This window comes from Ruegeria sp. HKCCD7181, assembly GCF_057221055.1.
Window position 1 is genome coordinate 23411 of record NZ_JBWVBC010000015.1, and the last position, 25127, is coordinate 48537.

A 25127-nucleotide genomic window follows, 5' to 3' on the forward strand; every position below is an offset into this window, starting at 1 on the left:
GATGCGCTCTGTCACCAAAGACAATATCACCGATGTCTTCATGGGTTATCTGTCCAAAGACACCGATCCACGGATGCATGAAATCATGGGCTCCCTGGTAAAACACCTCCACGACTTCGCGCGGGAAACCAATCTAACACATGACGAGTGGCGGGCCGGGATTGCGTTTCTGGAGGGCTGCGCCGCCGTGGAAACCGAGGACCGGCATGAATTTGTGCTGGCCTCGGACGTGTTGGGTCTATCGTCATTGGTCGATATGCTGCATTCTAGAACAGAAGCGACCAGTTCGTCTGTTTTAGGTCCATTTCACGTCTCGGGCGCACCCCCGCTGCCAATCGGTGGTGATATGAAGCGTCACTACGACGGGCCAGTTCTCCTTGCTGAAGGCGTGATCCGAGATACGGAAGGCAATCCGATTGCCGGAGCAGAACTGGATATCTGGCAAACGGCACCGAATGGTCTTTACGCAAGTCAGGACGAAGAACAGGACACCTATTCATTCCATGGTCTGATGACGGTTGGAGAGGATGGCCAATATGCGTTCACCACAGTCAAACCAGTCGAATACACGGTGCCATCGGATGGGCCCGTCGGAGACATCCTGCGGGCGTGTGGTCGCCATCCCTGGCGACCGTCGCACCTGCACTACATCGTCAAAGCTCCCGGCTATCGATCTTTGGTGACCGAGATATTCCCTGACGACGATCCCTATCTGGATCAGGATACCGTCTTTGGTGTTCGCGACGATCTGGTGATGACCTATGTTGAACGCCCGGCATCAGAGTTTCCCGATGGCATGGAGCTTTCCGGTAAGATCACCGAACCTTTCTTGCACGTGCATTTCGACGTGACGCTTGCCAGAGTCTGAACGATATTGAGGAGGCTTGAGGTGCTGAAACATTTCTTCATGATAGGTGCCGCGCTCTTTTGCAGTACCGCCATCGCAGAAGAGCGACCGATCTTTGACGTGCATATTCATTACAGCCATGATGCTGTCAAACTGGTTCCGCCCGAACAGGTGTCCAAAATCCTTCGGGATGCGGGCGTGCGAAAAGCCCTAGTTTCCAGCTCGGATGACAATGGCACTCAACTGTTGTTGGCCGCAGCACCCGATATCGTTGTTCCGGCGCTGCGCCCCTACCGTCGTCGCGGTGAGATCAACACCTGGATGCACGATGAAACTGTAATCGACTATCTGGAAGAAAATCTGGCAAACAACAAATACGAAGCCATCGGCGAGTTTCACGCTTACGGAGACGACATTAAGACGCCGGTCATCCAGCGTATGATTGCACTGGCTAAAGAGCGGAACCTAATTCTACACCACCACGGCGATCGAGAGGCAGTTGACCTGATCTTCGAAACCTGGCCGGAGGCAAGGGTATTGTGGGCCCACTCTGGCTTTGATGATCCAGCTAACGTTGTTGACGCGCTGGACACTTATCCCAGGCTTTGGGCCGACCTGGCGTTTCGTTCAGACATGGTTTCACGAGGCAGAGTTGACCCGGATTGGAAGGCGGCATTTGAAGCTCACCCGGATCGTTTCATGGTTGGAACGGATACGTTTGCCCCGGAACGTTGGTATTACGTAGAACCTCATGCCGATTTTTCGCGTGAATGGTTGGATTTGCTGCCGGACCAACTTGCGGACAACATCGCCTATGCCAACGCAGAACGTTTGCTGGCATCAAAATGACCCACTGCTCTGTCTGGTTTCTGATATGGTCCAGCGCGGCCGTTGCTTGTGAAGCGACGGGGCAACGCATGAATTCGGAAGTTCAAAACGCACCCGAGATTTATCTGGCTGTCGACGAAATTCCGTTGGCCCAACCGTTTTCCGTTCTGGTTTCAGTTTGCGATGAAACTGCCGTGGGCCAAATGCGTGTGGATGCAGTCATGCCTGCTCATCAACACGGTATGAACTATACTCCTAAGGTTACCGCATTGGGCGGCGGAGTGTTCCGAGTTGATGATATGCTGTTTCACATGCCGGGTTTGTGGGAGCTGCAAGTCGATGTTGACATCAGTGGCCAATCGGTCTTCTACACGTCAGAAATTGCTCTGAAATGAAGCTGTTGATGACAGCTGCGCTAATGGTCCTGACCGGCGCAGTGCGTGCAGAGGTCTTGTTGTCTGGAGACGAAATTGAACAAACGCTGTCCTTTGGGCCGTGGCCACCAACCTTCCAGTCGGATCCAAGCAATAGGGTTTCCAAAGACGCCAGAGCGATCAAGCTCGGACAGGCTTTATTCAACGATCCGGTGTTGTCAGTCGACGGTGCATTTTCTTGTGCAAGTTGTCATGAACCTGAACAGGCATTTACTACGCCGGAGGCGCGGGCACTCGGCCGTGTTCTGTTAAATCGAAACACACCATCACTGCGGAACCTTGCCGGACTTCGCTGGTATGGGTGGGGCGGAAAGAGCGATAGTCTTTGGGCAGCCAGCCTGCATCCGATTATCGAAGAGCAAGAGATGGCGCACAGTACCGAAAGTCTAAGAAAAGCTATCTCTGAAAGTATCTACATTGATGATTTTGAAGCCATATTTGGCAACATCCGAGATCAAGGCCCAGAACTTGTTCTGGTGAATACTGCAAAAGCTCTTTCGGCTTACTTGGAGACCTTAGCTACCGACCGGACGCAGTTTGACGATTTTCGCGATGCCTTAGAGCACCGAGATATTGCAGCGGCTAAGGAATACCCCGAAGCAGCCCAACGAGGTCTTCAGCTCTTCTTGGGGCGCGGAAAATGTGTATTCTGCCACAACGGTCCGAGATTCTCCAATAACGAGTTCCACGACGCGGGCGCGCCATATTTTCTGAGTGAAACCGAAGTCGACGAAGGCCGGTTCGGTGGATTGAACTTTTTGCTCTCAAGCCCCTACACACTGGACGGCGACTGGAATGACGATCCGGAAAAGAAAGGCGCATGGGCGGTTCGCAGTGTGCGCAGAAGCCATTCAGATTTTGGAACCTTTCGGACGCCCAGCCTGCGTGGTGTAGCCGAAACTGCGCCTTATATGCATGACGGCAGTTTGATCGAATTGGATGCGGTGATCAGGCACTACAACAAAATTGATACAGAGAGACTTCACGCCGATGGCGAAGCCATACTCTCAGAATTGAATTTGTCCGAGCAGGAGATCGCGGACCTAGTTGCGTTTTTGGAGAGTCTGTCCAGCGTCACGCTGCCTTGAGATGCTCCAACGCAGCCTGTGTGCCGCCTGTGTTATGAGGCACGCCGCTCTTGGCGAGCCCCATTTCTACGCCTGAGAGTGTGGCCATCAACATCAGGTCGTTAAAGTCGCCCAAATGGCCTATGCGAAATACCTTGTCGGCTACTTTGGACAGGCCATTTCCTAGCGAAATATCATAGTGCTCCAGCGCCGTCGCTCGAAACGCGTCGGCGGAGTGACCTTCAGGGACCTTAACCGCAGTCAAGACGCCCGATTCCTGACCTTGCTGAGTGCACAATACCTCAAGACCCCAGGCGCGCACGGCAGCCCGTGTCGCGGCTCCGTGGCGGTTATGACGGGTAAAGACGTTGTCCAAGCCCTCCTCGTGCAACATGTCCATGGCCTCAATTAACCCATAGAGAAGATTGGTGCCGGGGGTGTATGGAAAGAACCCTTTCTGGTTTGGCCCGACCATATCCTGCCAATCCCAGTAACTTCGCGGCGTGGTCACGGACTTTGAATGTTCCAGTGCACGATCGCTTACCGCATTGAAGCTCAGACCAGGCGGTAGCATCAGCCCTTTTTGCGAACCGGAGACACAGACATCAACCCCCCAGTCATCAAACCGAAAATCGATCGACGCAAGGCCAGAGATGGAGTCCACGATGAGAAGCGCAGGGTGATCCGCCGCGTCTATGGCTCTGCGCACTTCCTCAATTGGTGAGACTGACCCGGTAGACGTTTCATTGTGTACGATGCAAACAGCCTTGATCTCGTGCTGACTGTCCGCGCGCAATCGGTCTTCAATCTGAGTAGGGTCCGCGCCGCCACGCCAATCCCCTTCAATAAGCTCTGGCCGCAGTCCGATTTTCTTGGCCAGGTTGTTCCACATAAATGCGAAATGTCCTGTTTCGAACATGAGGACTTTTTCGTCCGGCGACAGTGTATTCACTAACGCAGCTTCCCATGCTCCGGTCCCGGACGACGGGTAGATAAAGACGTTCTGTTTTGTCTTGAAAATCGTTTTCATCCCATTGAGGGCCTTAGTCCCCACTTCCGCAAAATGGGGTCCTCGATGGTCGATGGTCTGCATGCTTATGGCATTAAGGATACGCTCCGGCACCGCACTTGGCCCCGGAATTTGCAAAAAGTGTCTTCCCGCCTGGCGCATCTGAACTGATCCTCCCGCTGGCGCCAAAAGAGTGGCGCGATTGCCTATTGGCAAATCGTAATTATGAATTCATTATTCAGTCAACAGTGAGATGAGGCTTCATTTTGGGCTGACACGGCAAGGGAGGGCTAACCCGATGCTTGAAAATGGACCGCTGCACCGGCGCCTGTCGTCTAATGTCCAAGGCGAGGTAATGACTGATCCGGCATCGCGTGCACGATACTCGACCGACGCTTCGATCTATCAGATGATACCGGACGCTGTGGTGATCCCTCGATCCACAGAAGATGTCCAAGCCGTGATGTCCATCGCTCGCGAGGAAGGTTGCCCTGTTCTTCCTCGCGGCGGTGGTACGTCGCAATGCGGGCAAACGGTCAATCGCGGGGTGGTGTTGGACAACACACAACACTTGAATCGCGTTCTCGACGTGGACGTCGAGAAGCGTATCGCCCGCGTTCAGCCTGGTGTTGTTCTGGATCAATTGAATAGCGCGTTGAAGCATCATGGTCTGTGGTTTCCGGTCGACCCCTCAACCGCGTCGCGCTGTACAATTGGGGGGATGGCGGCCAACAATTCTTCAGGCGGAAAATCTCTGCGTTACGGGATCATGCGAGACAACGTCAACGCGATACAGGCAATTATGGTTGACGGCATGGAAGCGCGGTTCAGCGCGGACTCGGCTGGTTCTGGTGACTATGGAAAACTTGTTGCCGATATGCGTGCTCTGGGACGTCGCGAGGCTTCCGAAATTGACGCATGTTTTCCCAAAGTCCAGCGCCGCGTGGGCGGTTACAATATCGACGCGCTCACCGGCAACGACGTCAACATGGCCCATTTACTCGTGGGGTCCGAAGGTACACTGGCCTATTTTACAGAACTGGAACTGAGCCTTGCTCACTTGCCGGGCGAGAAAGTAACCGGTGTGTGTCACTTCCCAACGTTTCGAGCTGCAATGGAGGCCACCCAGCACATCGTTACACTCAACCCGCAAGCCGTTGAGTTGATCGACGACACCATGATCGCATTGGGGCGCGAAATCCCATTGTTCCGCGACACGATTGAGGCATTTGTCGAAGGCAATCCCGAAGCGTTGTTGCTGGTGGAATTCGCCGAGGGCAGCACCGAAGCCAATGCCGCAAAACTGGTCGAGCTTTCACAAATGATGGGAGATCTGGGATTTGCGTTCAACGGAGCAGCAAACTGCTTGGGTGGCGTTGTCTCTGTTACCGACAACGCCTTGCAGAATGCTATCGCCGAGTACCGAAAATCCGGATTGAACGTGATGATGTCGATGAAAGAGGCGGGAAAGCCGATCTCCTTTGTCGAAGATTGCGCTGTCCCGTTGCCCGACCTTGCCGACTACACTGCTGGCCTGACCGAAATTTATGCAAAACATGGTACGAAAGGAACTTGGTACGCGCATGCCTCGGTGGGATGCCTGCATGTGCGTCCTGTTCTGAACATGCGGCAGGACACTGACATCCGAACAATGAGGGCGATCGCCGAAGAAACATTTGATCTGGTCAAGAGATACAAAGGCTCTCATTCAGGCGAACACGGTGATGGGATCGTGCGTTCGGAATTTCATGAAAGGATGTTCGGCCAGGGTATCGTAACCGCGTTTGAAGAGGTCAAAGCCCGGTTTGATCCCAACGGGGTGATGAATCCCGGCAAGATCGTGCATGCGCCTGCCATGGATGACCGCCGACTGTTCCGCTATGGCCCAGACTATTCGGTTCCGGAATTCGAAACGGCTCTGGACTGGTCCGCTTGGCCCGGTTCCGCAGGAGGGTTTCAGGGCGCCGTTGAGATGTGCAACAACAATGGGGCATGCCGCAAGCTCAAGGGCGGCGTTATGTGCCCTTCTTTCCGAGCAACCCGAAACGAGCGAGACGCTACACGTGGGCGGGCAAATACGTTGCGGTTTGCTATTAGCGGGCAGATGCCGGGGGGATTATCGTCAGATGCCATGTTGGACACAATGAAGTACTGCGTGTCCTGTAAAGCGTGCGCTCGGGAATGTCCGACTGGCGTCGACATGGCGCGAATGAAAATCGAAGTATTGTCAGCGAAACGTAAAAAAGATGGGCTGACGTTGGCAGATAAATTGATAGCTTACCTGCCCCGATACGCGCCAAAAGCCGCGAAAGTCGCATGGCTTATTAATATTCGAAACAAAATTGGACCCTTGCGTAAGCTTTTGGAAAGCCCGACTGGTATTGCAGCGCAACGTGACCTGCCAGTGTGGTCTTCCGACCCGTTCCGTGACGCCGAGGTCCAAGACACTGACCCGCAGGTTCTTCTGTTCGCAGATGTGTTCAATCGGTATTTCGAGCCTGATAATCTACGCTCCGCTGTCCGGGTTCTGCGCGCGCTTGGGCTGCGGGTCGCCGTAGCACAGGATGACCAGACAGGAAGGCCGCTGGATTGCGGTCGCACTCTTTTGGCTGTGGGGTGCGTGGAGGAAGCGCGTCATGAGGCACAACGCGTAATTGACGCGACACGAGAGGCAGTCGCAGAAGGGGTGCCGGTAGTCGGGCTTGAACCGTCCTCAATCCTCACTTTCCGGGACGAATATTTGGCTCTTTGCCCGGGACGGGAAGCAGAGTTGTTGTCGCAAGCCACCCATACCTTTGAGGAATTTTTAGCCAACCAGCCGGACATACCTCTGAAACGATTGGATCGCCCGATCTATGTGCATGGACATTGCCACCAGAAAGCACACGATGCTGTTACACCGTTGCTCAACCTATTAAAGCGTATTCCCGCAGCACAGGTTAACATGATTGAAAGCAGTTGTTGTGGTATGGCCGGGGCGTTTGGATACGCGGCCGATACTATCGACGTCTCGATCAAGATGGCAAAGCTAGACCTATTTCCAGCTTTAGACGCGGCACCAGTGGATGCAATTATTGTGGCAGATGGAACATCATGCCGGCACCAAATCACTGAGGGTACCCAACGGCAGCCCATGCATGTCGCGCGCTTGTTGGAAATGGTACTTGATGATTAGGAAGTGGTTATGAATCTGACGGATAGCATCAAGCGTACAACACTACATGAAGAGCTGGTCGAACGCTTGCGCAACCTCGTTGTCGAAGATGTTCTGAAGCCGGGAGAAAAAGTGCCCGAGAAACAACTTTGCGACTCGTTGGGGGTCTCAAGGACACCACTTCGGGAAGCCCTAAAGGTGCTTGCATCAGAAGGCTTTGTGGTACTCCAAGCCAACCGGGGAGCCCGCGTCGCAAGTGTCACGCGAGAGGAATTGGAGAATACGTTTCCAGTGCTTGCAGCGCTAGAGCAATTGGCGGGAGAGTTGGCGTGTCAGCACATGGATTCCGCTGAAATTGAACTGATCGAAAGTCGCCACACCGATATGCTGGAAGCCTATAAATCACATGATCGACAGGCATATTTTAAGGCCAATCAGGACATTCATCAGGCTCTGATACGCGGAGCGCGGAACGATATCCTTGAAAGCCACCACACGCTGTTGGCCGCGCGGGTCCGCCGCGCACGTTTTATGGCCAACTTGTCAGACGAGCGCTGGGCGCAGGCAATTGACGAACATGAAACCATGATGGAAAAGCTTGAGACTCGCGATGCAGATGGGCTTGGCAAAACCATGAAACTTCACATGATGAACAAACTTTCTGCTCTTGTGAAAGCCCTAGATGCGGAGGAAGAGCCAATTGGATAATTCCCGATCAACAGCCGCGAGACGCTGCCTCAGTTAGAGCTGCTAGTCAGCGCCGAGGCTGGTAAACGGGAGATCCAATCCACAATCTAGAGCCAGTTTGTTGAGGTCACGGCAAAGAGCTAGGTTAAGCCTGACCCCGTCCTTGCGGCGGGCTTCGGCGGCGGCTGTTTTGCCATCGCCCGGCAGGCGTACCGTGTCATGGCCGGGCAGGGGCGCCGACGCGCGCATTTCGGAAAAGACGCGGGCTGCATTCGAAGCAAAGTCTTTTTCCATCCCAAAGGCTTCCGGATCAAGCGCCATTACAAATTGCCCTGTGTTTGTGGGCGATGTCGTGTCTGAGGTGAAGTTGACCACGTCAGAGCCGAAGGCAGCGCCGTTCAAGACCCCGGCCATCAATCCGATAGCTACGGAAAGACCGAACCCTTTCGGACCGCCGATCGGCAAAAGAAACCCTTCTGACTTGAGGGCAGGGTCCGTCAACGGGTTTCCATCACGCCCAACCATCCAACCCTCGGGCATGGGCTTGCCTTGCTGCAACAGGGTCTTGATTTTGCCCATCGCAGCGACCGTCGTCGCCATATCAAACACAAACGGGTCGGGCCCTTTGGCAGGGGCAGAAAAAGCGATGGGATTGGTACCAAGAAGCAAGTCACTGCCGCCATAAGGCGGGACATGGTTTGCACTGCCCACCGCCGCGGCCATGCCAAGCAACCCAGCCTCAGCCTGCGGACGCACATAAAGTGCGAGTGGTCCTGCATGGTTGCCGCGCCGAACACCGACCCAGCCGATGCCTGCCTCTTTTGCCTTTTCAATTGCAAGATCCCGCGCCGCCGACATAGCCAAATGGCCAAGGCCGTCGTCACCATCAATCAACGCGGTTGCGACAGTCTCATGCTCTACGGTGACGTTTGGCGTGGCATTGCACCCACCCCCTGCCAATCGGGCAAGGTACTGGCGCAGGCGAAAGACACCGTGCGTGCCGTATCCGTATATGTCGGCCTCAACCATCAGCGAGGCCACCTTGTCCGCATCTGCTTTTGGCACACCTCGAGTTTCGAGTGCGCTTGCCACAAATTCAAGCAAAGGCTGGCAGCCTATTTTCACAGGCTCAGAAATCATCTCTGCCCACCTGTTCCTTGTGCCAGAACACCAGTTTGCGCTGTGTCCAAACCACTGTTGCAAAGACAGCGAGGCCAACAAGACTGAGATACAGGATCAAAGAGAAGACGCGTGGTGTGTTGAGTTGCGAGGCCGCAACGCGGATCAACTCACCGAACCCTTTGCCTCCTCCCAGAAATTCTCCGGTGATCGCGCCAGCCATTACGCCGACTGCTCCGATCTTGAGGCCGGTAAAAATCTGCGGAAGGCCGGTCGGCAGCTTCATCTTTATCAATGTCTGCATCCGACTTGCGCCCATAGTCTTGAAAAGCATGCGCGCGTTTTCGTCGGCGGCGTGAAGCCCTGCCGCAGTACCTACCACGATTGGAAACGTCGCGATAAAGGCCGCAAGGGCCACCTTAGATTCAATGCCGAAACCCAGCCAAGCTACGAAAAGCGGGGCGAATGCTACTTTTGGCATGGTATCGATAGACACCAGGTAAGGCATTACAGCCTTTTCGCCAAAGGCCGTTTCCCCGACAAGCACGCCAAGCGAAAATCCGATCGCAATGGCCAGCGCAAAACCATAGATCACTTCTTTTATGGTGATCCAAAGCGCACCAAGCATGTAGCCGCCTGACAATAGGTTTTGGCCCACGAAGATCATATCTTTGAGGGTTTCCAACGGCGTCGGCAGAATGATCGGAGAGACAAGTTTAAAGCTTGTCACCATTTGCCAAGTACCTACGAAAACCAAGAAGACAAAGGTCATCGCCAGCCAACGAGGAACCGAGTCAATAAAGTGGACTTTCTGTTCCCATACCGTGTCTTCTGAGGTGTCAGCATCTTTGACGGAGGGTGAGTAATTCTGAACTTCGCTCACATTTCTTCTCCTTTATCCAGGAGGCTGCGAATGTAATCCACAATAGCGCCGAATTTGGGAGTCGTCATCATATCGAGCGTACGCGGGCGTGGCAGGTCGACCTCAACAATTTCGGCAATCCTGCCCGGGCGTGGTTTCAGAACGACGATCTCGTCGGACAAAATCACGGCTTCCTGAATCGAGTGCGTTACAAGAAATGCGGTGGCATCCTGTTCTCGACAAATACGCTGCAACTCCATGTTCATCATGTCGCGCGACAATTCATCGAGTGCGCTGAACGGTTCGTCCATCAATAGCACTGCTGGCTCTGTGATCAGCATACGGCAGATCGAAGCGCGTTGTGCCATACCGCCTGACAATTCGTTCGGGTATACGTTCTCGAACCCTTGCAAACCTACGATGTCTAAAAGTTCATGAGCTTTGCCCATAGCTTTTTTGGCCGCAGCTTTGCCGTCGCGAATCTCGATCGGCAAGACGATGTTTTCCACCGCCGTTTTCCAAGGAAATAGTGTTGCCTGCTGGAACATCATGCCAATGTCTCGGCGGGTCCCAGTGACTGGTTGCCCCTGAAGGATCACACGCCCTTTGGTGGGCGGGATCAGACCCGCCATGATTTTGAGCAGAGTTGACTTCCCGCAGCCGCTGGACCCGATGACGGATGTGAAACTGCCCTTCCGCAGTGACAGGTTTATGTCCTCGAGAGCGACAACAAGATTGCGTGCATAGGTCTTGCTTACGTGGGTCAACTCATAGACCGGCGTGCCCAAGGGCGCGCCGGAAAACTCATGTGTGACTACAGCGTTCATTTGCTGGCAGCCTCGTTGCCGATGGCAGCAAACTCGTTGGTCCAAGCAGCGCTCAGGTCATCCAGCGGCCCTGGGATTTCGCCCCCTGCAACAAGTGCGTCTTGCCATTCCTGCCAAACTTCGGCGGGGTACCATCCCAGACCATTGCTTGGATCTGCTGCTATGGTTTTCGATCGTACTGCATCGAATAGCGCTGACTGGAATTCCTTGTCTTCGCCTTCCTGCGGATTGCCGTCCGCCAGATGTTTCAGCACGGCTTCGCGGTTGGCATCATCGAGTGCAAAGGCATGACCACGTGCGAATGCGCGGCTCCAGGCTTCGACCAATTCGCGGTCGTTGGCGATTGTGTCGGCCATTGTGGCGATGCCATTGCCGAAGAAACGCCCGAATTCCGCAGGCGTGATGTCACGCACAGCCATTCCGCGCTGGTTCAGAATTGCCGTATCAGCGGTAGAAGCAGAATACGCGTCGATTTCGCCATTGAGGAAAGCTGCAGTCGCCGGGCCACCGTCGCCGACGGTCAGGAAGGTGTAGTCTTCCCCTTCTTTCATGCCTGCGCCGGTCATAACATTGCGTGCAAAGCCCACTTCTGCGCCATCGGCAGTGCCTGTGCCGATTACCTTGCCGCGCAGTTCCTCAACGCTTTGGATCTCTGAGTCTTCTGGCACGGCGATGCCGAAGTTGCTGCGAGCGGCAACGTTGTAGATGTGTACGGCATCCACATCGCGCGACCGCGCCGCTATCAGGGGACCGGGTCCGGGGCGACCAAAGTGCGCTTGCCCGGCGGATAATGCCTGAAGCACAGCTCCCGAGCCGTTGATCGCCTCGACGGTCACGTCCAAACCTTCATCTGCGAAGTACCCTTCGCCAATGGCGACAAAAACAGGAAATGAGTTGATTGCCGAAGGGCTTGGCTGGACGAAGGTTATTTTACGCACGTCCTGCGCAAAACCCTTTGTTCCTAGTGCTCCTGCGACCGGAACCGCCGAAAGCAAGGACGCTGTGAAAGTCCTTCTGTTCATCATTTTAGTCTTCCTCCCTTGCATGGTTGGCAACCCGCAGATTCAGCTATGCAGGAGCCATTTATACGGCGCGCACGGTATTCCTAAGCGCGCCGATTTCTGAAATCTCACAAACCACGGTGTCCCCGTCTTTCAGAAACTGTGGTGGATCCATTGCGTATCCGACACCAGACGGTGTACCGGTCGCGATTAGGTCACCTGGTTCCAGGGTCAGGCCTTCTGACAGGGATGCGATCAGCGTCGGAATGTCGAAAATCATATCCGACGTGGTTCCGTTTTGGCGCTGTTCGCCGTTAACTGTCAGTCCGACCGACAGAGCTTGCGGATCGCTGATGGCATCGGCGGTCACAATGCATGGACCAATTGGGCAAGATCCATCCAGTCCTTTGCCCTTGAAGTACTGACCGCCATGACGGCGCTGTATGTCACGGGCCGTTATGTCGTTCAGAATAGAATACCCAAACACGTGATTAAAAGCGTCTGCCTTGGCGATGTTGCGCCCGCGCTTACCTATCACGACTGCCAACTCGACTTCGTAGTCGATGGACTGTGAAACCGAAGGGAAAAGTAGGATGTCAGCGTCCGGTGCAACGACCGAGGTCGGCGGCTTGGTAAAGAAAACCGGATGCTCGGTGATTCCGATTTTCTCTTTTTGCGCCCGCTCACCTTCTGCGATGTGCTCAGCGTAGTTTCGCCCCACGCAGAACACGTTCTTACGCGGCGTAGGAATGGGTGGCAGAAGCGGCGCGTCCTCGGGGATTAGCACGTCCTTAAGTTCGCCCGCCTCACCCGCAGAAATAACGGCATTCAACGCCTCCAGTGAGGTCTGGCCGCCTTCGATAACCAATTGCATCGTGCTTACGTCAAGAGCCGTATCTGGCATGAGCATCTTAACCGCACGCGAAACATCTAACCTGCTACCGTTGGCAAGTATTGCGACACAAACGGCGTTGCCATCTACAGAAACAGTCGCTAAACGCACTCGGCTCTCCTCCTACATGCTGGCGCCCACTTCGGTTACCGATCTTGGCAGGCGACTCGGATTTGGTTGTCACTTGCCCTTGAGTTTTTGCCGACTTGGAGTTTCAATCAATCAACCAATCACCAAATTGGGTGGAGATGTGAGCGAACCAACCGAACTCGCGCAACACGTACGCGACCTGATTAACAATGCTGGATACCGGCATAACGACAGGCTCCCGCCTGAACGCGAACTGTGTTCAAAGCTTGGAACGACCCGAAACCAATTGCGAAGAGCGTTGGCAGAGCTTGAGGCGCAGGGGCTCATTTGGCGGCATGTAGGTCGGGGAACTTTCGTTGGTTCCAGACCAGTTCTTAACCTCACAGACGTAACTTATTTGGGCAATCAAATTAAACCGGAGCAGGTTGTGTCGGTGCGATTCACGATCGAACCGCAGCTCAGCCGCCTTGCAGCGCTCCACTCCACCCGTTCAGATCGTGAGCAAATGAGGCTCTGCGCGGATAAATGTCGTACCGCAGAGGATTGGCGTACCTACGAAGCTTGGGACAACAATTTGCATCATGCGATAGCCCGCTCTACTCGCAACCAGCTCTTTTTGTACTTTTTTGAGACTCTGAATTCAGTTCGAAGATCTATTGTTTGGGGGCAGCCACGCGAAACCCTAAAGCCCGCAGAGGATTACTCCAGTTTTAGCGAACACGATGTGATCGTGTCTGCGATAGCAAAGGGCGACGAAGAACTTGCGGCCAGTGCTATGGTGGATCACCTGAAATCGGTTTATTCGCGTGTACTGCCAACGAGCATCCAGTCTGACGACTGAAGCAGCACCAACGCCCAACCAATTCTGGAAATGGTCGGGCCAGAAGGAGGCTGGAGCTCTTGCAAACTAGCCCCAATTTTGGCGATGACTTGGTAAGCGGCCACGTCTGATCGTATCTGGCGTGGCATCGATCGGAAGGTGTCTGACCATTTGGAAATCCGATCTTTGGCAATAAACATTCTGGAGGAAGCGATGCCCGATCATGTCATTCCCGCGCCGCAGGTGCATGTAATACCCGTAGCGGGGGGCGGCACATTCCCGGTCCGTCGCGTTTACTGTATTGGGCGAAATTATGCGGCGCACGCAATTGAGATGGGCCATGACCCAAACCGGGAGCCTCCGTTTTTCTTTCAAAAAAACCCGAACAATTTAGATCCTTCCGGGGAATTTCCTTACCCTCCGCACAGCTCCGATGTGCATCACGAAGCTGAAATGTATGTCGCGCTCAAGTCGGGCGGTACGAACATCTCGGTAGACGATGCGTTGGATCATGTCTTTGGGTACGGTCTTTCGCTTGATATGACCCGTCGCGACCTGCAAGGGCAGATGAAGAAAATGGGTCGCCCGTGGGAAATTGGCAAGGCATTTGAGCGCTCTGCGCCATGCGGACCAATTCACAAGGCATCAGAAGTTGGGAATCTCGACAAAGGTCCGATTACTTTGACGGTGAATGGTGAAATTCGGCAGGAAGGTGACTTGAACCAGATGATCTGGAAAGTCCCTGAGATGATCTCCTATCTGAGCGATTACTTCGAACTTGCTGCCGGAGACGTAATCCTTTCGGGAACGCCTTCTGGCGTTGGCCCTGTCAACCGCGGCGATGTGATGGTTTTGGCCGTCGACAAACTGGGTAGCCTAACTGTCAACGTAACTTAGCAAGTACGAAGCCAAACCCTCTCTGCGAATTAGGCCAATGCTTTTTGTAAAGGGAACCCGGATGCCCCACTTAGTCGCTGAATTGATCGCACCCCATTCTGGCACTGCAAATGCTATCGGTGCCCCAGGTCGATCTTGGCTGAATTATCTTGGGCTTCGCGAGCTTTGCGCAAAGGTCAAGAAGGATCTCCATCAGATCGGAGTTGGTCGCGGCGACCGGGTGGCAATTGTGTTGCCCAACGGCCCAGAGATGGCGACGGCTTTCATATCCGTCGCCCAAGTGGCGACGACGGCACCTTTGAACCCGGCGTACACTTACGAAGAATACGTATTTTACCTCAAAGACCTGAAGGCCAAGGCTCTTCTTGTAAACGAAAACGAAAATGGACCTGCCGTAAAAGCGGCAAGGGACCTTGGCATCGCTATCTTGAGGGTGTCTCACGATAGCTTACATTCAGCCGGGCAGTTTTACATTTTGCCCTGCGACCCAATTGGCACGGCTGACACATCCGCGCCGGGTGAAGATGATGTTGCCCTGATACTCCACACGTCAGGAACAACGTCGCGCCCCAAAATCGTCCCTCTGACGCAGGCTAATATCTACGCATCCGCGCGAAATGTGGCTTCGTCTTTGAAACTGACAATCGACGACCGCTGTCTGAGTATTATGCCGCTGTTTCATATCCACGGGCTGATTGCTGCTGTTGCCGCTTCTTTAGGTGCTGGATCTCAAATTAGTTGCGCCCCAGGGTTCAACGCTCTTAGCTTTTTCTCACAGGTCGCTGAAGTCGATCCGACCTGGTACACCGCAGTTCCGACAATGCACCAAGCTATTCTCGCCCGAGCTGCACGAAACCAATCAATCATCGAGCAATCGCGGTTGCGCTTTCTTCGATCATCTTCTGCTTCGTTGCCGGGCCCGGTAATGGAAGAGTTGGTGGCAACTTTCAATGCGCCCGTCATCGAAGCCTACGGGATGACTGAAGCCACACATCAAATGTGTTGCAACCCGCTTCCGCCCCAAGAGCAAAAGCCCGGATTTGTTGGAATAGCAGCAGGCCCCGAAGTCAGAATCGCTGACGAGAAGGAGAATGTTCTGATTTCTTCGCAGGACGTCGGAGAAATCGTTATCAGCGGTCCGAACGTGACACCGGGATACGAAAGCAACCCGCAGGCAAATGCCGACAATTTCTTTAATGCGGACGGAAAACTCTGGTTTCGCACTGGTGACCAAGGTTCATTCGACGAAGAAAATTATCTGCGACTGACCGGACGCCTTAAGGAGCTCATCAACCGAGGTGGTGAGAAAATCAGCCCGCTTGAAGTCGACGCCATTCTATTGAGCCACCCGGACGTTGCTCAGGCAGTTTGTTTCGCTGTGCCCCACGAAAAACTTGGCGAAGACATCGCTGCGGCCGTCGTGCTCTCAGAAGGCGCCTCTATCGCATGTCAGGAAGTTAGGGATTTTGTCGGTTCTCGGCTCGCTAAGTTCAAAGTGCCAAGTTCAGTGGTTATCCTCGAGGAGATTCCTAAGGGCGCGACAGGCAAAATACAAAGGATAGGCCTAGCCGTAAAACTGGGGCTGGCAGAGGCTTAGACACATGAAAGTATGTATCTTTGGTGCCGGAGCAATCGGAGGTTACGTTGCCGCGAAACTTGCACAGACTGATACAGACGTCAGTGTTGTCGCGCGCGGGCCCCATCTGGCCGCAATGCAAGAAAAAGGGCTGACTCTTCTTGAGGATGGGCGGGATCCAATAAACGTCCCAATACGCGCCTCAGACAATGCTGCCGATCTCGGTCCACAAGATTATGTCTTCATCACTCTGAAAGCGCATTCCGTCCCAGCAGTCGTAGACTCAATGCAGCCGTTGATTGGGGACGAGACAACAATAGTAAGTGGAGTGAACGGGGTGCCCTGGTGGTATTTCCACAAACTGCGCGGCCCTTACGAGGGAACGAGGTTGGCGTCAGTCGATCCCGGCAACCTGCAGTGGAACGGTTTCGGGCCAGATCGAGTCCTCGGATGTGTCGTTTATCCAGCTGCTGAGGTCGTTGCTCCTGGATCAATCAAGCATGTCGAAGGCAATCGTTTTTCATTAGGCGAGCCTGATGGTTCTAAATCTGACCGTGCGGCCAAGCTTTCGGCTGCGCTGTCCACCGCCGAGCTTCGTGCGCCCGTTCGACCAAGAATCCGGGACGAAATCTGGCTAAAACTGTGGGGTAATTTGTCGTTCAACCCGATTTCCGCGCTTACCCACTCAACACTTGATGTCTTGTGTACTGACGAGGGTACACGCTCCGTGGCTCGTGGGATGATGCTTGAGGCACAGGAAATCGGTGAAAAACTTGGTGTAAAATTCCCGATAGACGTTGAAAAACGGCTCGACGGCGGAGCGGCTGTCGGTGCCCACAAGACATCTATGTGGCAGGATTTGGAGTTGCGCCGACCGATGGAAATTGACGCCTTGGTAACTTCAGTGCAAGAACTCGGGCAACTCACTGGAATCTCGACGCCCACAATCGATACTGTTGCTTCACTGATTAAGTTGAGGGCAAAAGTCGCAGGTCTTTATTAGTTTGCTCCAGCCTACATCGGCTGACGATTGGCCTTGTCAGAAGAACTTGCGTTGATGTGGGCAGGGTGCGTAGCCTCTATCCACGAAAAGACGATCACTATTCAATTTCTTCAAGACGAGTACTGAGATTATCCGTTTTTGGGTGATTTTGTGCGGTCGGTTTCCGCTAGGAAACCAATTTGTCTCTGGCATTTTCTAATTTATGCGACGCCCGGGCACCTTGAGAATTGAGGGAAAGAGCGTGCGAGGACAAAAAAACCGGGCGACCCAACATCAGACCGCCCGGTGGCTTTGATCATTCCGCTAGCACAGCCGATTTCTCGCGCAGGCCGTCACGATAGAGTGCTTTGGCGAGGGAGATGCACATCAGCCCCATGATCACGGTGAAGGGCAGTGCGCCGATGATCATCGCGCTCTTCAGCGCCTCCATCGGATCAGCGCCGCCGTTGGTTTTGCCCGCGATCAACAAGGTCCCGATGACCAGCGTCAAGAGCACACCCCAGACGATCCGGTGCTTGATACCGGTATGATGTTCACCGCCAGACATGATCGTGTTCATCACAAGGATGCCCGAGTCTGCGGAGGTGACAAGGAATGTCAGGATCAGCACCACGCACATCACAGTGATCCCGGCTAGAAAACCGCCTGAAAGCATGTGTTGCAGAGTGACGAACAGCTTGGCTGTGTTAGATGCGCCGATGATCGCGCCTTCTGCCGCGCCCGAGAGTTCGAGGTCGATAGCGGTACCGCCAAGAATGGCCATCCATGCAAAACAGACCATGGCCGGTGCGAATACGCAGCCGATGATAAACTCGCGCACCGAACGTCCTTTGGATATGCGCGCCAGGAACAGGCCGACAAAGGGCGAAAACGCGATCCACCAGGCCCAGTAGAACGTGGTCCAGCCCGCTTGCCATCCGAATTGGCGACCCGGCTCGCCGGCTGCATAGGCAGCAGCAAGAACCTCGTCGGGCAACGTTGCGGCATCGCCTTCCAGGCCGGATTTAAAGCCATCGAATGAACCCCAGGCATTGGTCGCGCCACCGCGCAGCGCATCGGCATAAGGTGCCGCCTCGCCGGGCAATGCCGCAGCAAAGTCTGCAGGAGATTGAGGGCCGAAGGCACCAAAGCTCAGCGAGACGTAGTGCAGGATGTAATCTGCGAACGCGCTGGCATAGGTGGTCATGGCAAATAGGAACGAACCAAAGACCACGAAGGTCAACAACAGGATGATCGACAGGACCAAGTTGAGGTTGGATAGGTATTTCACGCCTCGTCCTACGCCGGAAACCGCCGAAAGGATCGACAACCCCATGATAGCCACAAGCCCCGTAATCAGGCCTACTGTGCCCGGAGCTGGCGCATCACCGCTCATGTCCATCAGCCACTGCATACCAGTAATCGCGTACAGCCCGTCGATAAACTGCGACACTCCGAAACCAATCGTCACCGAGACACCCAGGATCGTCGCGACAACCCCAAGAACATCAACGATATGGCCCAAAAATCCGTTCATCCAGCGTCCGAACAAAGGCGTCAGAGCCGTACGGATGGTCAGCGGCATGCCACGAGTATAGGCGTAGTAAGCCAGCGACAGGCCGGTCACCACATAGATAGCCCAGGCGTGAAAACCGTAATGCAGGAACGTGTAGCGATAGCCTGACTTGATGGCGCCTTCGGAATTGGCCACGACTTCACCGGCTAATACCTCGGGGTTCGAACCCCACAGGCCCATTGGCTCGGCTGTGGCGAACACCATCAGACCCACGCCCAGACCAGCCCCGAACATCATGGAAAACCATGAAAAGGTCGAGAACTCAGGGACTTCATCCGGTGTTCCCATAATGCGGCTGCCGGTTCGGGGCAGCAGCGCGATCACCAGCAAAAAGAACGAGAACAGCCCCACTATGACGATGTAGAAGACGTTGAAATCTTCCAACAGACGCCAATTCAGGCTGCCCAGAACTCCGTTTGCATTAGCCGGCCACACCAGTGCCCAGATGACCAGTGCCACCATGATCAACTTGCTGAGCACAGCAATTTCGACGCTGTGCCCTTCGTAAAACCCACCGGCAGATTTCTTGATCTGCAACTCGGTGAAAGGTTGATTGATAGACATAAATTCCTCCCTGTTCGCGCGTATTCAGAGGCTTCTGGGTGTCCTGTTTTGTTGTCCGGGCACTGTTTCGGCCCTTACCCCAGAAGAGCTTCAATTTTTGCAAGTGTTGCGGTGTTCACCGCAACGCCGTCCTCACGGGCGGCCAGTCGTTTGGCACGGCGGCCGTCGCCGGGCAGATGTGCCCCGTCCTGAGAACGGATCGCTTCGACAAGGCCAGAAACGCCACTCTCAAACGTGCCAGCCGCGGTGGCAGCCGGGTCGATCGCTATGAAGAATTGGCCGGTTTTTGGTGGACCGCCCGCAGTTCCGGAAAATGGCGAGGCATTGATGCCCAATGTTGCCCCGGCCAGCGCCGCTGCCAGAAGCTCAGTCATTAGCGCGACGCCCACGCCCTTGTATCCGCCAGAAGGAGCCATTGACCCTTTAAGGCCAACCTCCGGATCAGTGGTCGGGTTGCCATCGGCATCCAAAGCCCAGCCAACGGGAATCGGCTTGCCCTCGCGCGCGTGTTTCATGACCTCGCTCTTTGCGATGGTGCTGGCGCTTTGGTCGATCAGCAGCGCAGGCTCACCGTCAGTGCCCGGGGCAGCGACGGAAAACGGGTTAGTGCCAACGACCGGTTTGGAACCGCCAGAAGGTGCGATCGAAGCAGGTGCGTTGGTGAATGCCATTGCGACCAGCCCTGCCTGCGCCAGACGGTATGTGTGATAGCCCAGAACACCGCAATTATAGCTGTTCCTGATGGCCAGAACTGCCACGCCTTGTTCGCGGGCCGCGGGGATCAGCGTCTCAAACCCCAGATCGATGGCCGAATGCGCAAAACCGGTCGCAGAATCGACGGTCACGACGCCCGGCCTGGGGCGAGACAAAACCGGTGTCGCCTGCCCATCGACCTTGCCACATTGCACATGCTCGCAATAAATCGGGATATAGGCGAGCCCGTGGCTGGCGACACCATCCGCCTCGGTCGCTGCTGTGGCCACAGCCAGCGGGCGTGCGTTTGCCTCGGAAGTCCCCGCCGCCACCAGAGCGCGGAACGACAGATTCTCAATTTCGGTAAGGGAAAGGGTTCGTGTTTCGGTCACTTCAGTGTCCCTTCAATCATTGTCGGAAAGCCCGGCCCCTGCACCCAACAAGCGAGATTCCTCGGTAGCAGGAGCGTAGGTGCGATGGGCAAATTGGTTCAGAACTTCCCAGTCATCCGGGGCAGGGTGCGCGCGCGTGTGCTTTGCCCGCCGGGCGTCAGAGGTGCCACCTTGTGAAACGGTCACCCGCCGTGCGTTCTCTGGCAGGACATCGGGAGCTGTCAAATAGGTCTCATCGATCACCACCTGGACATCGTCGAAGTCGACAACCAGTGAGCAATCCAAAGCACGTGCGGTATTGGAGATAAAGGGCAACAACAGAGCAGGTGCAACAACATCCTGCATTTCGATCGGGCCCGTCGTGAGCAGATGGGCACAATCCGACAGAAGCGGCCCCGCAGACAACGGACACAAGTCCCCGTCACCCTGCCATGGACCTTCAAGGTGCCCAGGGCGGTGCGAGGCAAGGTTCGAAGCCAGCTCCAGTTTCAATAATCGGGCCAAAATACCGGCGCCGTCCAAGCCCTGTGAGCAGAGCCAGCGGGCAGCCTTTGACGCCTCTTCAGCTTGTCCCCAGGAATAGCCCGCACCGCGGGTGGCACGTTTGGCAGTAGCCTCCATTTCATTCAGCGAAAAGCTCATGCTTGCACCTCCGGATAGACCCACAAATCGGCGTTCTCGCTGGTCAGATCCTCAGGGTAAGGAGCGCCGGCATACATGCAAATTCGCACCCAGCGGTCCGAACGTGGATCAAAATGCGTTGCACCAAAGAACGACAGTTTTGCTCGCAGCATGTCGAGGGGCGACACCGAAGCGCTGATCGTGTTGTCGTGGATTTCGCCATAAGGAGCGGTACGGCTCATCTGCGCGCGGCGGATGGTGTGGCGATGTTCGGGATGGCGCAGTAGAAACTCGGCCACAGGCTTGGATGCGTCCCATTCGCCCAGCGCGGCATGGGCAACGGCCGCATCGCGCGCGGGCGCTAGTGGTTGTTCATAATCCGCAATCGGCTCTTCGAACCGTTCGCCCATCCGGGGTTCAAGCTTCTCTTCCGAGACATACCATGCGCGGGCGCAGTTTTCGGAGGCGTCCCAATCCAGGTCGAGCGCCCAGCCAAAGCTGTTGCAGATCAAATCGCAGACCTCGCTTATCGGCATCGCGCCATCGATCACAAATGCAGGGGCGTTGCTGTCTCCCATACAGGTGGCCAATTCGTCCACAAGATCACCGTAAGGTTCTAGGATTAGTGACGCGATCAATTCCTGACCTTCTTCGCTGAGCGCGGTTTCAGACCAGACCACCAACCGGTTCCACGGGTGGTCACCAGTCAGATTGTCCAGTTTCAGGTAATCTGAAATTGCCTGCAGGTCGGCATTCAATGCCGCCAGCTTGGAGATCTGGATGGGATGCTCTGACTGCCACCAGGACATTGAAAGCCTACTGCGTTCGAATACACGGCAGAAATGGCTGGCCTCGGCCTCGGTAGCGGTTTCCAGCGATCGAACACGCGCAATCGCCTCTTCGCGCGCCATGATCCAGTTGTTGAACAAAACAGGATGGTTGACGATGAAGGGGGCCATGCCAAGGCCAGTGGAATTGCCGATCCCCAGCCAATGGGCAATGCTTGGATCTAATTGCACAGCCCGGTCGCCGCCCTTGGCATCAGCCATATGCTGGACCAAATCCCGTACAAAGGCCCGGGTCAGAAATACGGACAGCATTTCGGCCTGAAACGGCCCATTGGTTTCAGGGCGGTCTGCTATGTTCTCGCGATCCGCGGCGCCGAATTTACCCGAGCCGTATACGGCTGTGGTTCGCATCAGGTAACCAACCTGATAAATCTGTTCCAGATCAGGCTGTTGCCCCGATGCCAGAGCGTCAACGACATGCGCCCACAATCGCACCGAACGGTTGGCGCGAGACAATGACAACTCGCTTTCGCTTACACGCCCAGCCTCTTGCAGAGGCACGTTTTTCGACAAGCGATCAATATCGGCCTCGGTCGGGATGCCGTCAAACAGGGCAAAGGTGGCATCCCAGGCTTCGGCAATCACACGGTCCGAGCGCATTTCAGGCGGCAAATCATGAGCAAATGCAACGAGTGAGTACGCACGCGCTGGCCCATGGGCGGTGTAGACGGCACACCCAACGCCATTGGCATCGATGTCGAAAACAGGCCGCGAAAACGACCAGTTTTCCTGCGCCATGCGGCGGGTCAGCTGCCGCATGAAGCTGAGGCGGCATTGATGCAACGACCCCAAACGTGAAAGCCGCATTACGAATGCAGGGTCTCGTCTGCCAATGTCTGTTTGCGCCAGTATTTCCATATGATTACCCTTGAGGGACGAAGTTATCGGCGAAGAACCTGTGCCAGTTCCCGCCCATGATCCCGGCCACTTCGTCATCGTTCAGACCGGTCGCGCGTAACCCTTGTTCGATATTTCCAAAATCCCGGCTATCCCGGAACCACCCCGGCATCGGAGGAAAGCCCGGATTGTTGGCAGACCCCTCGCCATAGTCGATTTCCTTGGTCCAGCGTCCAACCCGCATCCATTCGACGACGCTGTCGGGTTGATCCTGACATAAATCCGTGCCGATCCCGAGATGTTCAGGCCCGTACTTTTCCGCCGTACGGGCGATCATCTCGCAAAAGCTCTCCAACGTGCAGTCGGACTTGTCTTTCAGGTGGTGCGGATAGACTGAAAAACCAAGCATCCCACCGTTTTCGGTCACCGCCTGGATCACCGCTTCGCGCTTATTGCGCAGGGCGGGTGACCAGTCGTAGGGGTTTGCGTGGGTGATGGCGATGGGGCGTTCGGACAGCTCGGCGGCGTCGATGGTAGAGCGGTCCGCCGAATGGCTCATGTCAACGACCAAGCCGACGCGGTTCATCTCTTTGATAACCTGTTTGCCCATGCGGGTGATGCCGGTATCCTCGGTCTCATAGCAGCCAGTGGCGAGCAGGGATTGATTGTTATACGTCAGCTGCATGAACCGTGCGCCCAGCGTATGCACGATTTCGACCAATCCGATATCGTCTTCGATAGGAGAGGGGTTTTGAAAGCCAAAGAAGATGGCCGTGCGCCCGGTTTCGCGTGCCTTATCGATGTCGCTGGCCCACAATCCTTTCATGATCAGGTCCGGGTATTGTTCGAACCAGCGGTTCCATTTCTCAAAGTTCAGAACCGTTTCGCGGAAGTTTTCGTGATAGGCGATGGTGACGTGAACTGCATCCACACCACCTTGGCGCAATTGCCGAAAGATCTTTTCCGACCAGTTCGCGTATTGAAGGCCATCAATGCGCATCAGAACGGCTTTCCCGCGCTGATATAAGCAGTCTTGACGGTGGTATAGAACTCGGCCGCCGCCTTGCCCTGCTCGCGCGGGCCATAAGAGCTGTCGCCGCGTCCGCCGAACGGCACGTGATAGTCGGTACCGGCGGTGGGCAGGTTCACGGTTACGACCCCGGTGCGCGCGTTGCGGCGGAAATGGGTGGCGCGTGCAAGGCTTTGGGTGACGATGCCCGAAGTCAGACCGAAATTGGTGTCGTTGACGACGGCCAGCGCTTCGTCATAGCTGCCCACTTTGATGACAGACGTCAGCGGGGCGAACATTTCTTCGCGGTTGATGCGCATATCGTTGGATGTGTTCAGGAAGACGCCCGGGCTCATGTAGTAGCCATCGTGAGGCATATCCAGGCGTGTACCACCGCAGGCCAGCTCGGCGCCTTCGGACTTGCCGAGATCGACATAGGCCAGGTTCTCAGCCAGTTGCTGTGCACTGACGACGGGCCCCATCTGGGTTCCATCCTCCAGCGCGTGACCGACTTTCATTGCTTTTGCACCAGCGACAAGTTTCTCAACGAAGGCATCATGCACGGTGCTGTGAACCACAAGCCGGGAGGAGGCTGTACATTTCTGACCTGTGCCGCCAAATGCGCCACCCAGCGCCAGCGAAACAGCAAGGTCGAGATCAGCATCGTCCATGACGGCCAGCGCGTTTTTCGAACCCATTTCCATCTGCACTTTGGTCAGGTTCTGTATGGCCGCGGCGGCAATGCCTTTTCCAACCGGGACCGAACCGGTGAACGAGATAGCGTTGACCTTTGGACTTTCCACCAGGCGCTGCCCAATTGAACGACCCGAACCCATAACGAGGCTGAACAGACCTTTGGGAATGTCCTGGCGGTTGATGATTTCAGTCAGGGCAACAGCCGAGGCCGGTGTGATATTGGCGGGTTTCCAAACCACGGCATTACCGTAGCACAGAGCTGGGGCAATCTTCCACGAGGCGGTCGCGGTCGGAAAGTTCCACGGGCTGATAACGGCAACGACGCCCACTGCTTCGCGACGGACGTCGACTTCGATATCAGGGCGCACGGAATCTGCGTTCTCACCGATCTGGCGCAGACATTCGGCCGCGTAATAGGTGAAAAACTGCCCGGCGCGATAAACCTCGCCCTTACCTTCGGCCAGCGGCTTGCCTTCTTCTCGGGCCAGCAGGGTGCCCAGCTCTTCGGCGCGCGCCATCAACTCGTTACCGACATTCATCAGTACCGCCTGCTTGCGCTCTAGCCCGTAAGCCGCCCATTCGGCTTGCGCGACACGCGCCTGATCCAGTGTGGCCTCAAGCTGATCCGCACGGGCTTGTGCGAAATGACCGATGAGGTCACTCAGGTCTGAAGGGTTGCGGTTTTCGATCTCGCTTTCGCCGGCCATCCATTCGCCAGCGATCAGGTTCAGTTTGGTCACGTCGGGCCCCAAATTCAGAATTGATTTGGGGCAGAGTGGACTTTGCAGACTGCATCAGT

The 25127-nt window shown here is 55.3% G+C and carries 22 protein-coding genes; 10 read left to right on the forward strand and 12 right to left on the reverse strand.

Translation table 11 applies throughout. From position 1 onward, the window contains the following. Position 1: 1 nt before the first annotated feature. The 4 genes from AC2TCY_RS21260 to AC2TCY_RS21275 all read left to right on the forward strand — a co-directional run bounded on the left by AC2TCY_RS21260 (position 2) and on the right by AC2TCY_RS21275 (position 3197). Complete coding sequence (locus AC2TCY_RS21260; protein WP_480850542.1) at positions 2-868, forward strand: dioxygenase family protein; 867 nt, start codon at positions 2-4, stop codon at positions 866-868. A gap of 21 nt (positions 869-889) precedes the next feature. Then, positions 890-1696, forward strand: coding sequence for an amidohydrolase family protein (locus AC2TCY_RS21265; protein ID WP_480850544.1), 807 nt, complete (start codon positions 890-892; stop codon positions 1694-1696). Positions 1697-1764: 68 nt separating this feature from the next. Continuing rightward, positions 1765-2070: a hypothetical protein gene (locus AC2TCY_RS21270; protein ID WP_480850546.1), complete on the forward strand. Its 306-nt coding sequence runs from the start codon at positions 1765-1767 to the stop codon at positions 2068-2070. Next, positions 2067-3197, forward strand: a complete 1131-nt coding sequence (locus AC2TCY_RS21275; RefSeq protein WP_480850548.1) for a cytochrome-c peroxidase — start codon at positions 2067-2069, stop codon at positions 3195-3197. The genes AC2TCY_RS21270 and AC2TCY_RS21275 overlap by 4 nt, the downstream gene beginning before the upstream one ends. Here the strand turns inward: AC2TCY_RS21275 and AC2TCY_RS21280 are convergent. Beyond that, positions 3184-4347 carry a pyridoxal-phosphate-dependent aminotransferase family protein gene (locus tag AC2TCY_RS21280; RefSeq protein WP_480850550.1) on the reverse strand — a complete coding sequence of 388 codons (1164 nt, stop codon included), beginning with the start codon at positions 4345-4347 and terminating at the stop codon, positions 3184-3186. The genes AC2TCY_RS21275 and AC2TCY_RS21280 overlap by 14 nt on opposite strands. 136 nt (positions 4348-4483) lie before the next feature. Between AC2TCY_RS21280 and AC2TCY_RS21285 the strand changes: the two genes are divergently transcribed. Further along, on the forward strand, positions 4484-7360 hold the full coding sequence (locus tag AC2TCY_RS21285) for an FAD-binding and (Fe-S)-binding domain-containing protein (RefSeq protein ID WP_480850552.1): 2877 nt from the start codon (positions 4484-4486) through the stop codon (positions 7358-7360). Positions 7361-7369: 9 nt separating this feature from the next. After that, positions 7370-8047, forward strand: coding sequence for a GntR family transcriptional regulator (locus AC2TCY_RS21290; RefSeq protein ID WP_480850554.1), 678 nt, complete (start codon positions 7370-7372; stop codon positions 8045-8047). Positions 8048-8089: 42 nt separating this feature from the next. Here AC2TCY_RS21290 and AC2TCY_RS21295 read toward each other — a convergent pair whose 3' ends face one another. Genes AC2TCY_RS21295 through AC2TCY_RS21315 form a run of 5 tightly spaced genes read right to left on the reverse strand, consistent with a single transcriptional unit; the run spans position 8090 to position 12739 of the window. Then, positions 8090-9166 (reverse strand): Ldh family oxidoreductase, encoded by a 1077-nt coding sequence (locus tag AC2TCY_RS21295; RefSeq protein WP_480850556.1) that lies wholly within the window; start codon positions 9164-9166, stop codon positions 8090-8092. Next, positions 9156-10028, reverse strand: a complete 873-nt coding sequence (locus AC2TCY_RS21300) for an ABC transporter permease (RefSeq protein WP_480850558.1) — start codon at positions 10026-10028, stop codon at positions 9156-9158. Before AC2TCY_RS21300 ends, AC2TCY_RS21295 begins: the two co-directional genes overlap by 11 nt. Further along, complete coding sequence (locus tag AC2TCY_RS21305) at positions 10025-10834, reverse strand: ABC transporter ATP-binding protein (RefSeq protein ID WP_480850560.1); 810 nt, start codon at positions 10832-10834, stop codon at positions 10025-10027. The genes AC2TCY_RS21300 and AC2TCY_RS21305 overlap by 4 nt, the downstream gene beginning before the upstream one ends. Continuing rightward, positions 10831-11859 (reverse strand): ABC transporter substrate-binding protein, encoded by a 1029-nt coding sequence (locus AC2TCY_RS21310; RefSeq protein ID WP_480850561.1) that lies wholly within the window; start codon positions 11857-11859, stop codon positions 10831-10833. The genes AC2TCY_RS21305 and AC2TCY_RS21310 overlap by 4 nt, the downstream gene beginning before the upstream one ends. Before the next feature lie 58 nt (positions 11860-11917). Then, on the reverse strand, positions 11918-12739 hold the full coding sequence (locus AC2TCY_RS21315) for a fumarylacetoacetate hydrolase family protein (RefSeq protein WP_480850563.1): 822 nt from the start codon (positions 12737-12739) through the stop codon (positions 11918-11920). Here AC2TCY_RS21315 and AC2TCY_RS21320 point away from each other — a divergent pair. From AC2TCY_RS21320 to AC2TCY_RS21335, 4 genes are all read left to right on the forward strand, one after another. Next, a complete protein-coding gene (locus AC2TCY_RS21320; RefSeq protein WP_480850565.1) occupies positions 12738-13658 on the forward strand; it encodes a FadR/GntR family transcriptional regulator in 921 nt (306 codons plus the stop codon). The two genes, AC2TCY_RS21315 and AC2TCY_RS21320, sit on opposite strands and share 2 nt — an antisense overlap. 192 nt (positions 13659-13850) lie before the next feature. Further along, positions 13851-14534 (forward strand): fumarylacetoacetate hydrolase family protein, encoded by a 684-nt coding sequence (locus tag AC2TCY_RS21325; RefSeq protein ID WP_480850567.1) that lies wholly within the window; start codon positions 13851-13853, stop codon positions 14532-14534. 61 nt (positions 14535-14595) lie between these two features. Beyond that, positions 14596-16131, forward strand: coding sequence for an acyl--CoA ligase (locus tag AC2TCY_RS21330; RefSeq protein WP_480850568.1), 1536 nt, complete (start codon positions 14596-14598; stop codon positions 16129-16131). Positions 16132-16135: 4 nt separating this feature from the next. Beyond that, positions 16136-17113 (forward strand): 2-dehydropantoate 2-reductase, encoded by a 978-nt coding sequence (locus AC2TCY_RS21335; protein ID WP_480850569.1) that lies wholly within the window; start codon positions 16136-16138, stop codon positions 17111-17113. Between the two features lie 295 nt (positions 17114-17408). Here the strand turns inward: AC2TCY_RS21335 and AC2TCY_RS21340 are convergent, their stop codons facing one another. The 6 genes from AC2TCY_RS21340 to AC2TCY_RS21365 all read right to left on the reverse strand — a co-directional run bounded on the left by AC2TCY_RS21340 (position 17409) and on the right by AC2TCY_RS21365 (position 25035). Continuing rightward, a complete protein-coding gene (locus tag AC2TCY_RS21340; RefSeq protein WP_480850572.1) occupies positions 17409-19232 on the reverse strand; it encodes a BCCT family transporter in 1824 nt (607 codons plus the stop codon). Positions 19233-19306: 74 nt separating this feature from the next. Next, positions 19307-20317, reverse strand: coding sequence for an Ldh family oxidoreductase (locus AC2TCY_RS21345; RefSeq protein WP_480850573.1), 1011 nt, complete (start codon positions 20315-20317; stop codon positions 19307-19309). 12 nt (positions 20318-20329) lie between these two features. Continuing rightward, positions 20330-20959, reverse strand: coding sequence for a DUF3726 domain-containing protein (locus AC2TCY_RS21350; RefSeq protein ID WP_480850575.1), 630 nt, complete (start codon positions 20957-20959; stop codon positions 20330-20332). Next, complete coding sequence (locus AC2TCY_RS21355; RefSeq protein ID WP_480850576.1) at positions 20956-22644, reverse strand: hypothetical protein; 1689 nt, start codon at positions 22642-22644, stop codon at positions 20956-20958. The genes AC2TCY_RS21350 and AC2TCY_RS21355 overlap by 4 nt, the downstream gene beginning before the upstream one ends. Positions 22645-22648: 4 nt before the next feature. After that, on the reverse strand, positions 22649-23623 hold the full coding sequence (locus AC2TCY_RS21360) for a membrane dipeptidase (RefSeq protein WP_480850578.1): 975 nt from the start codon (positions 23621-23623) through the stop codon (positions 22649-22651). Then, positions 23623-25035: an aldehyde dehydrogenase family protein gene (locus tag AC2TCY_RS21365; RefSeq protein ID WP_480850607.1), complete on the reverse strand. Its 1413-nt coding sequence runs from the start codon at positions 25033-25035 to the stop codon at positions 23623-23625. The genes AC2TCY_RS21360 and AC2TCY_RS21365 overlap by 1 nt, the downstream gene beginning before the upstream one ends. Positions 25036-25127 lie beyond the last annotated feature (92 nt).

Coding starts and splice junctions, on each gene's coding strand:
- AC2TCY_RS21260 (WP_480850542.1), top strand. CDS start 2: ATGCGCTCTGTCACCAAAGACAATATCACCGATGTCTTCATGGGTTAT.
- AC2TCY_RS21270 (WP_480850546.1), top strand. CDS start 1,765: ATGAATTCGGAAGTTCAAAACGCACCCGAGATTTATCTGGCTGTCGAC.
- AC2TCY_RS21275 (WP_480850548.1), top strand. CDS start 2,067: ATGAAGCTGTTGATGACAGCTGCGCTAATGGTCCTGACCGGCGCAGTG.
- AC2TCY_RS21280 (WP_480850550.1), bottom strand. CDS start 4,347: ATGCGCCAGGCGGGAAGACACTTTTTGCAAATTCCGGGGCCAAGTGCG.
- AC2TCY_RS21285 (WP_480850552.1), top strand. CDS start 4,484: ATGCTTGAAAATGGACCGCTGCACCGGCGCCTGTCGTCTAATGTCCAA.
- AC2TCY_RS21290 (WP_480850554.1), top strand. CDS start 7,370: ATGAATCTGACGGATAGCATCAAGCGTACAACACTACATGAAGAGCTG.
- AC2TCY_RS21295 (WP_480850556.1), bottom strand. CDS start 9,166: ATGATTTCTGAGCCTGTGAAAATAGGCTGCCAGCCTTTGCTTGAATTT.
- AC2TCY_RS21305 (WP_480850560.1), bottom strand. CDS start 10,834: ATGAACGCTGTAGTCACACATGAGTTTTCCGGCGCGCCCTTGGGCACG.
- AC2TCY_RS21310 (WP_480850561.1), bottom strand. CDS start 11,859: ATGATGAACAGAAGGACTTTCACAGCGTCCTTGCTTTCGGCGGTTCCG.
- AC2TCY_RS21320 (WP_480850565.1), top strand. CDS start 12,738: ATGAGCATCTTAACCGCACGCGAAACATCTAACCTGCTACCGTTGGCA.
- AC2TCY_RS21315 (WP_480850563.1), bottom strand. CDS start 12,739: ATGCCAGATACGGCTCTTGACGTAAGCACGATGCAATTGGTTATCGAA.
- AC2TCY_RS21325 (WP_480850567.1), top strand. CDS start 13,851: ATGCCCGATCATGTCATTCCCGCGCCGCAGGTGCATGTAATACCCGTA.
- AC2TCY_RS21330 (WP_480850568.1), top strand. CDS start 14,596: ATGCCCCACTTAGTCGCTGAATTGATCGCACCCCATTCTGGCACTGCA.
- AC2TCY_RS21335 (WP_480850569.1), top strand. CDS start 16,136: ATGAAAGTATGTATCTTTGGTGCCGGAGCAATCGGAGGTTACGTTGCC.
- AC2TCY_RS21340 (WP_480850572.1), bottom strand. CDS start 19,232: ATGTCTATCAATCAACCTTTCACCGAGTTGCAGATCAAGAAATCTGCC.
- AC2TCY_RS21350 (WP_480850575.1), bottom strand. CDS start 20,959: ATGAGCTTTTCGCTGAATGAAATGGAGGCTACTGCCAAACGTGCCACC.
- AC2TCY_RS21355 (WP_480850576.1), bottom strand. CDS start 22,644: ATGGAAATACTGGCGCAAACAGACATTGGCAGACGAGACCCTGCATTC.
- AC2TCY_RS21360 (WP_480850578.1), bottom strand. CDS start 23,623: ATGCGCATTGATGGCCTTCAATACGCGAACTGGTCGGAAAAGATCTTT.
- AC2TCY_RS21365 (WP_480850607.1), bottom strand. CDS start 25,035: ATGGCCGGCGAAAGCGAGATCGAAAACCGCAACCCTTCAGACCTGAGT.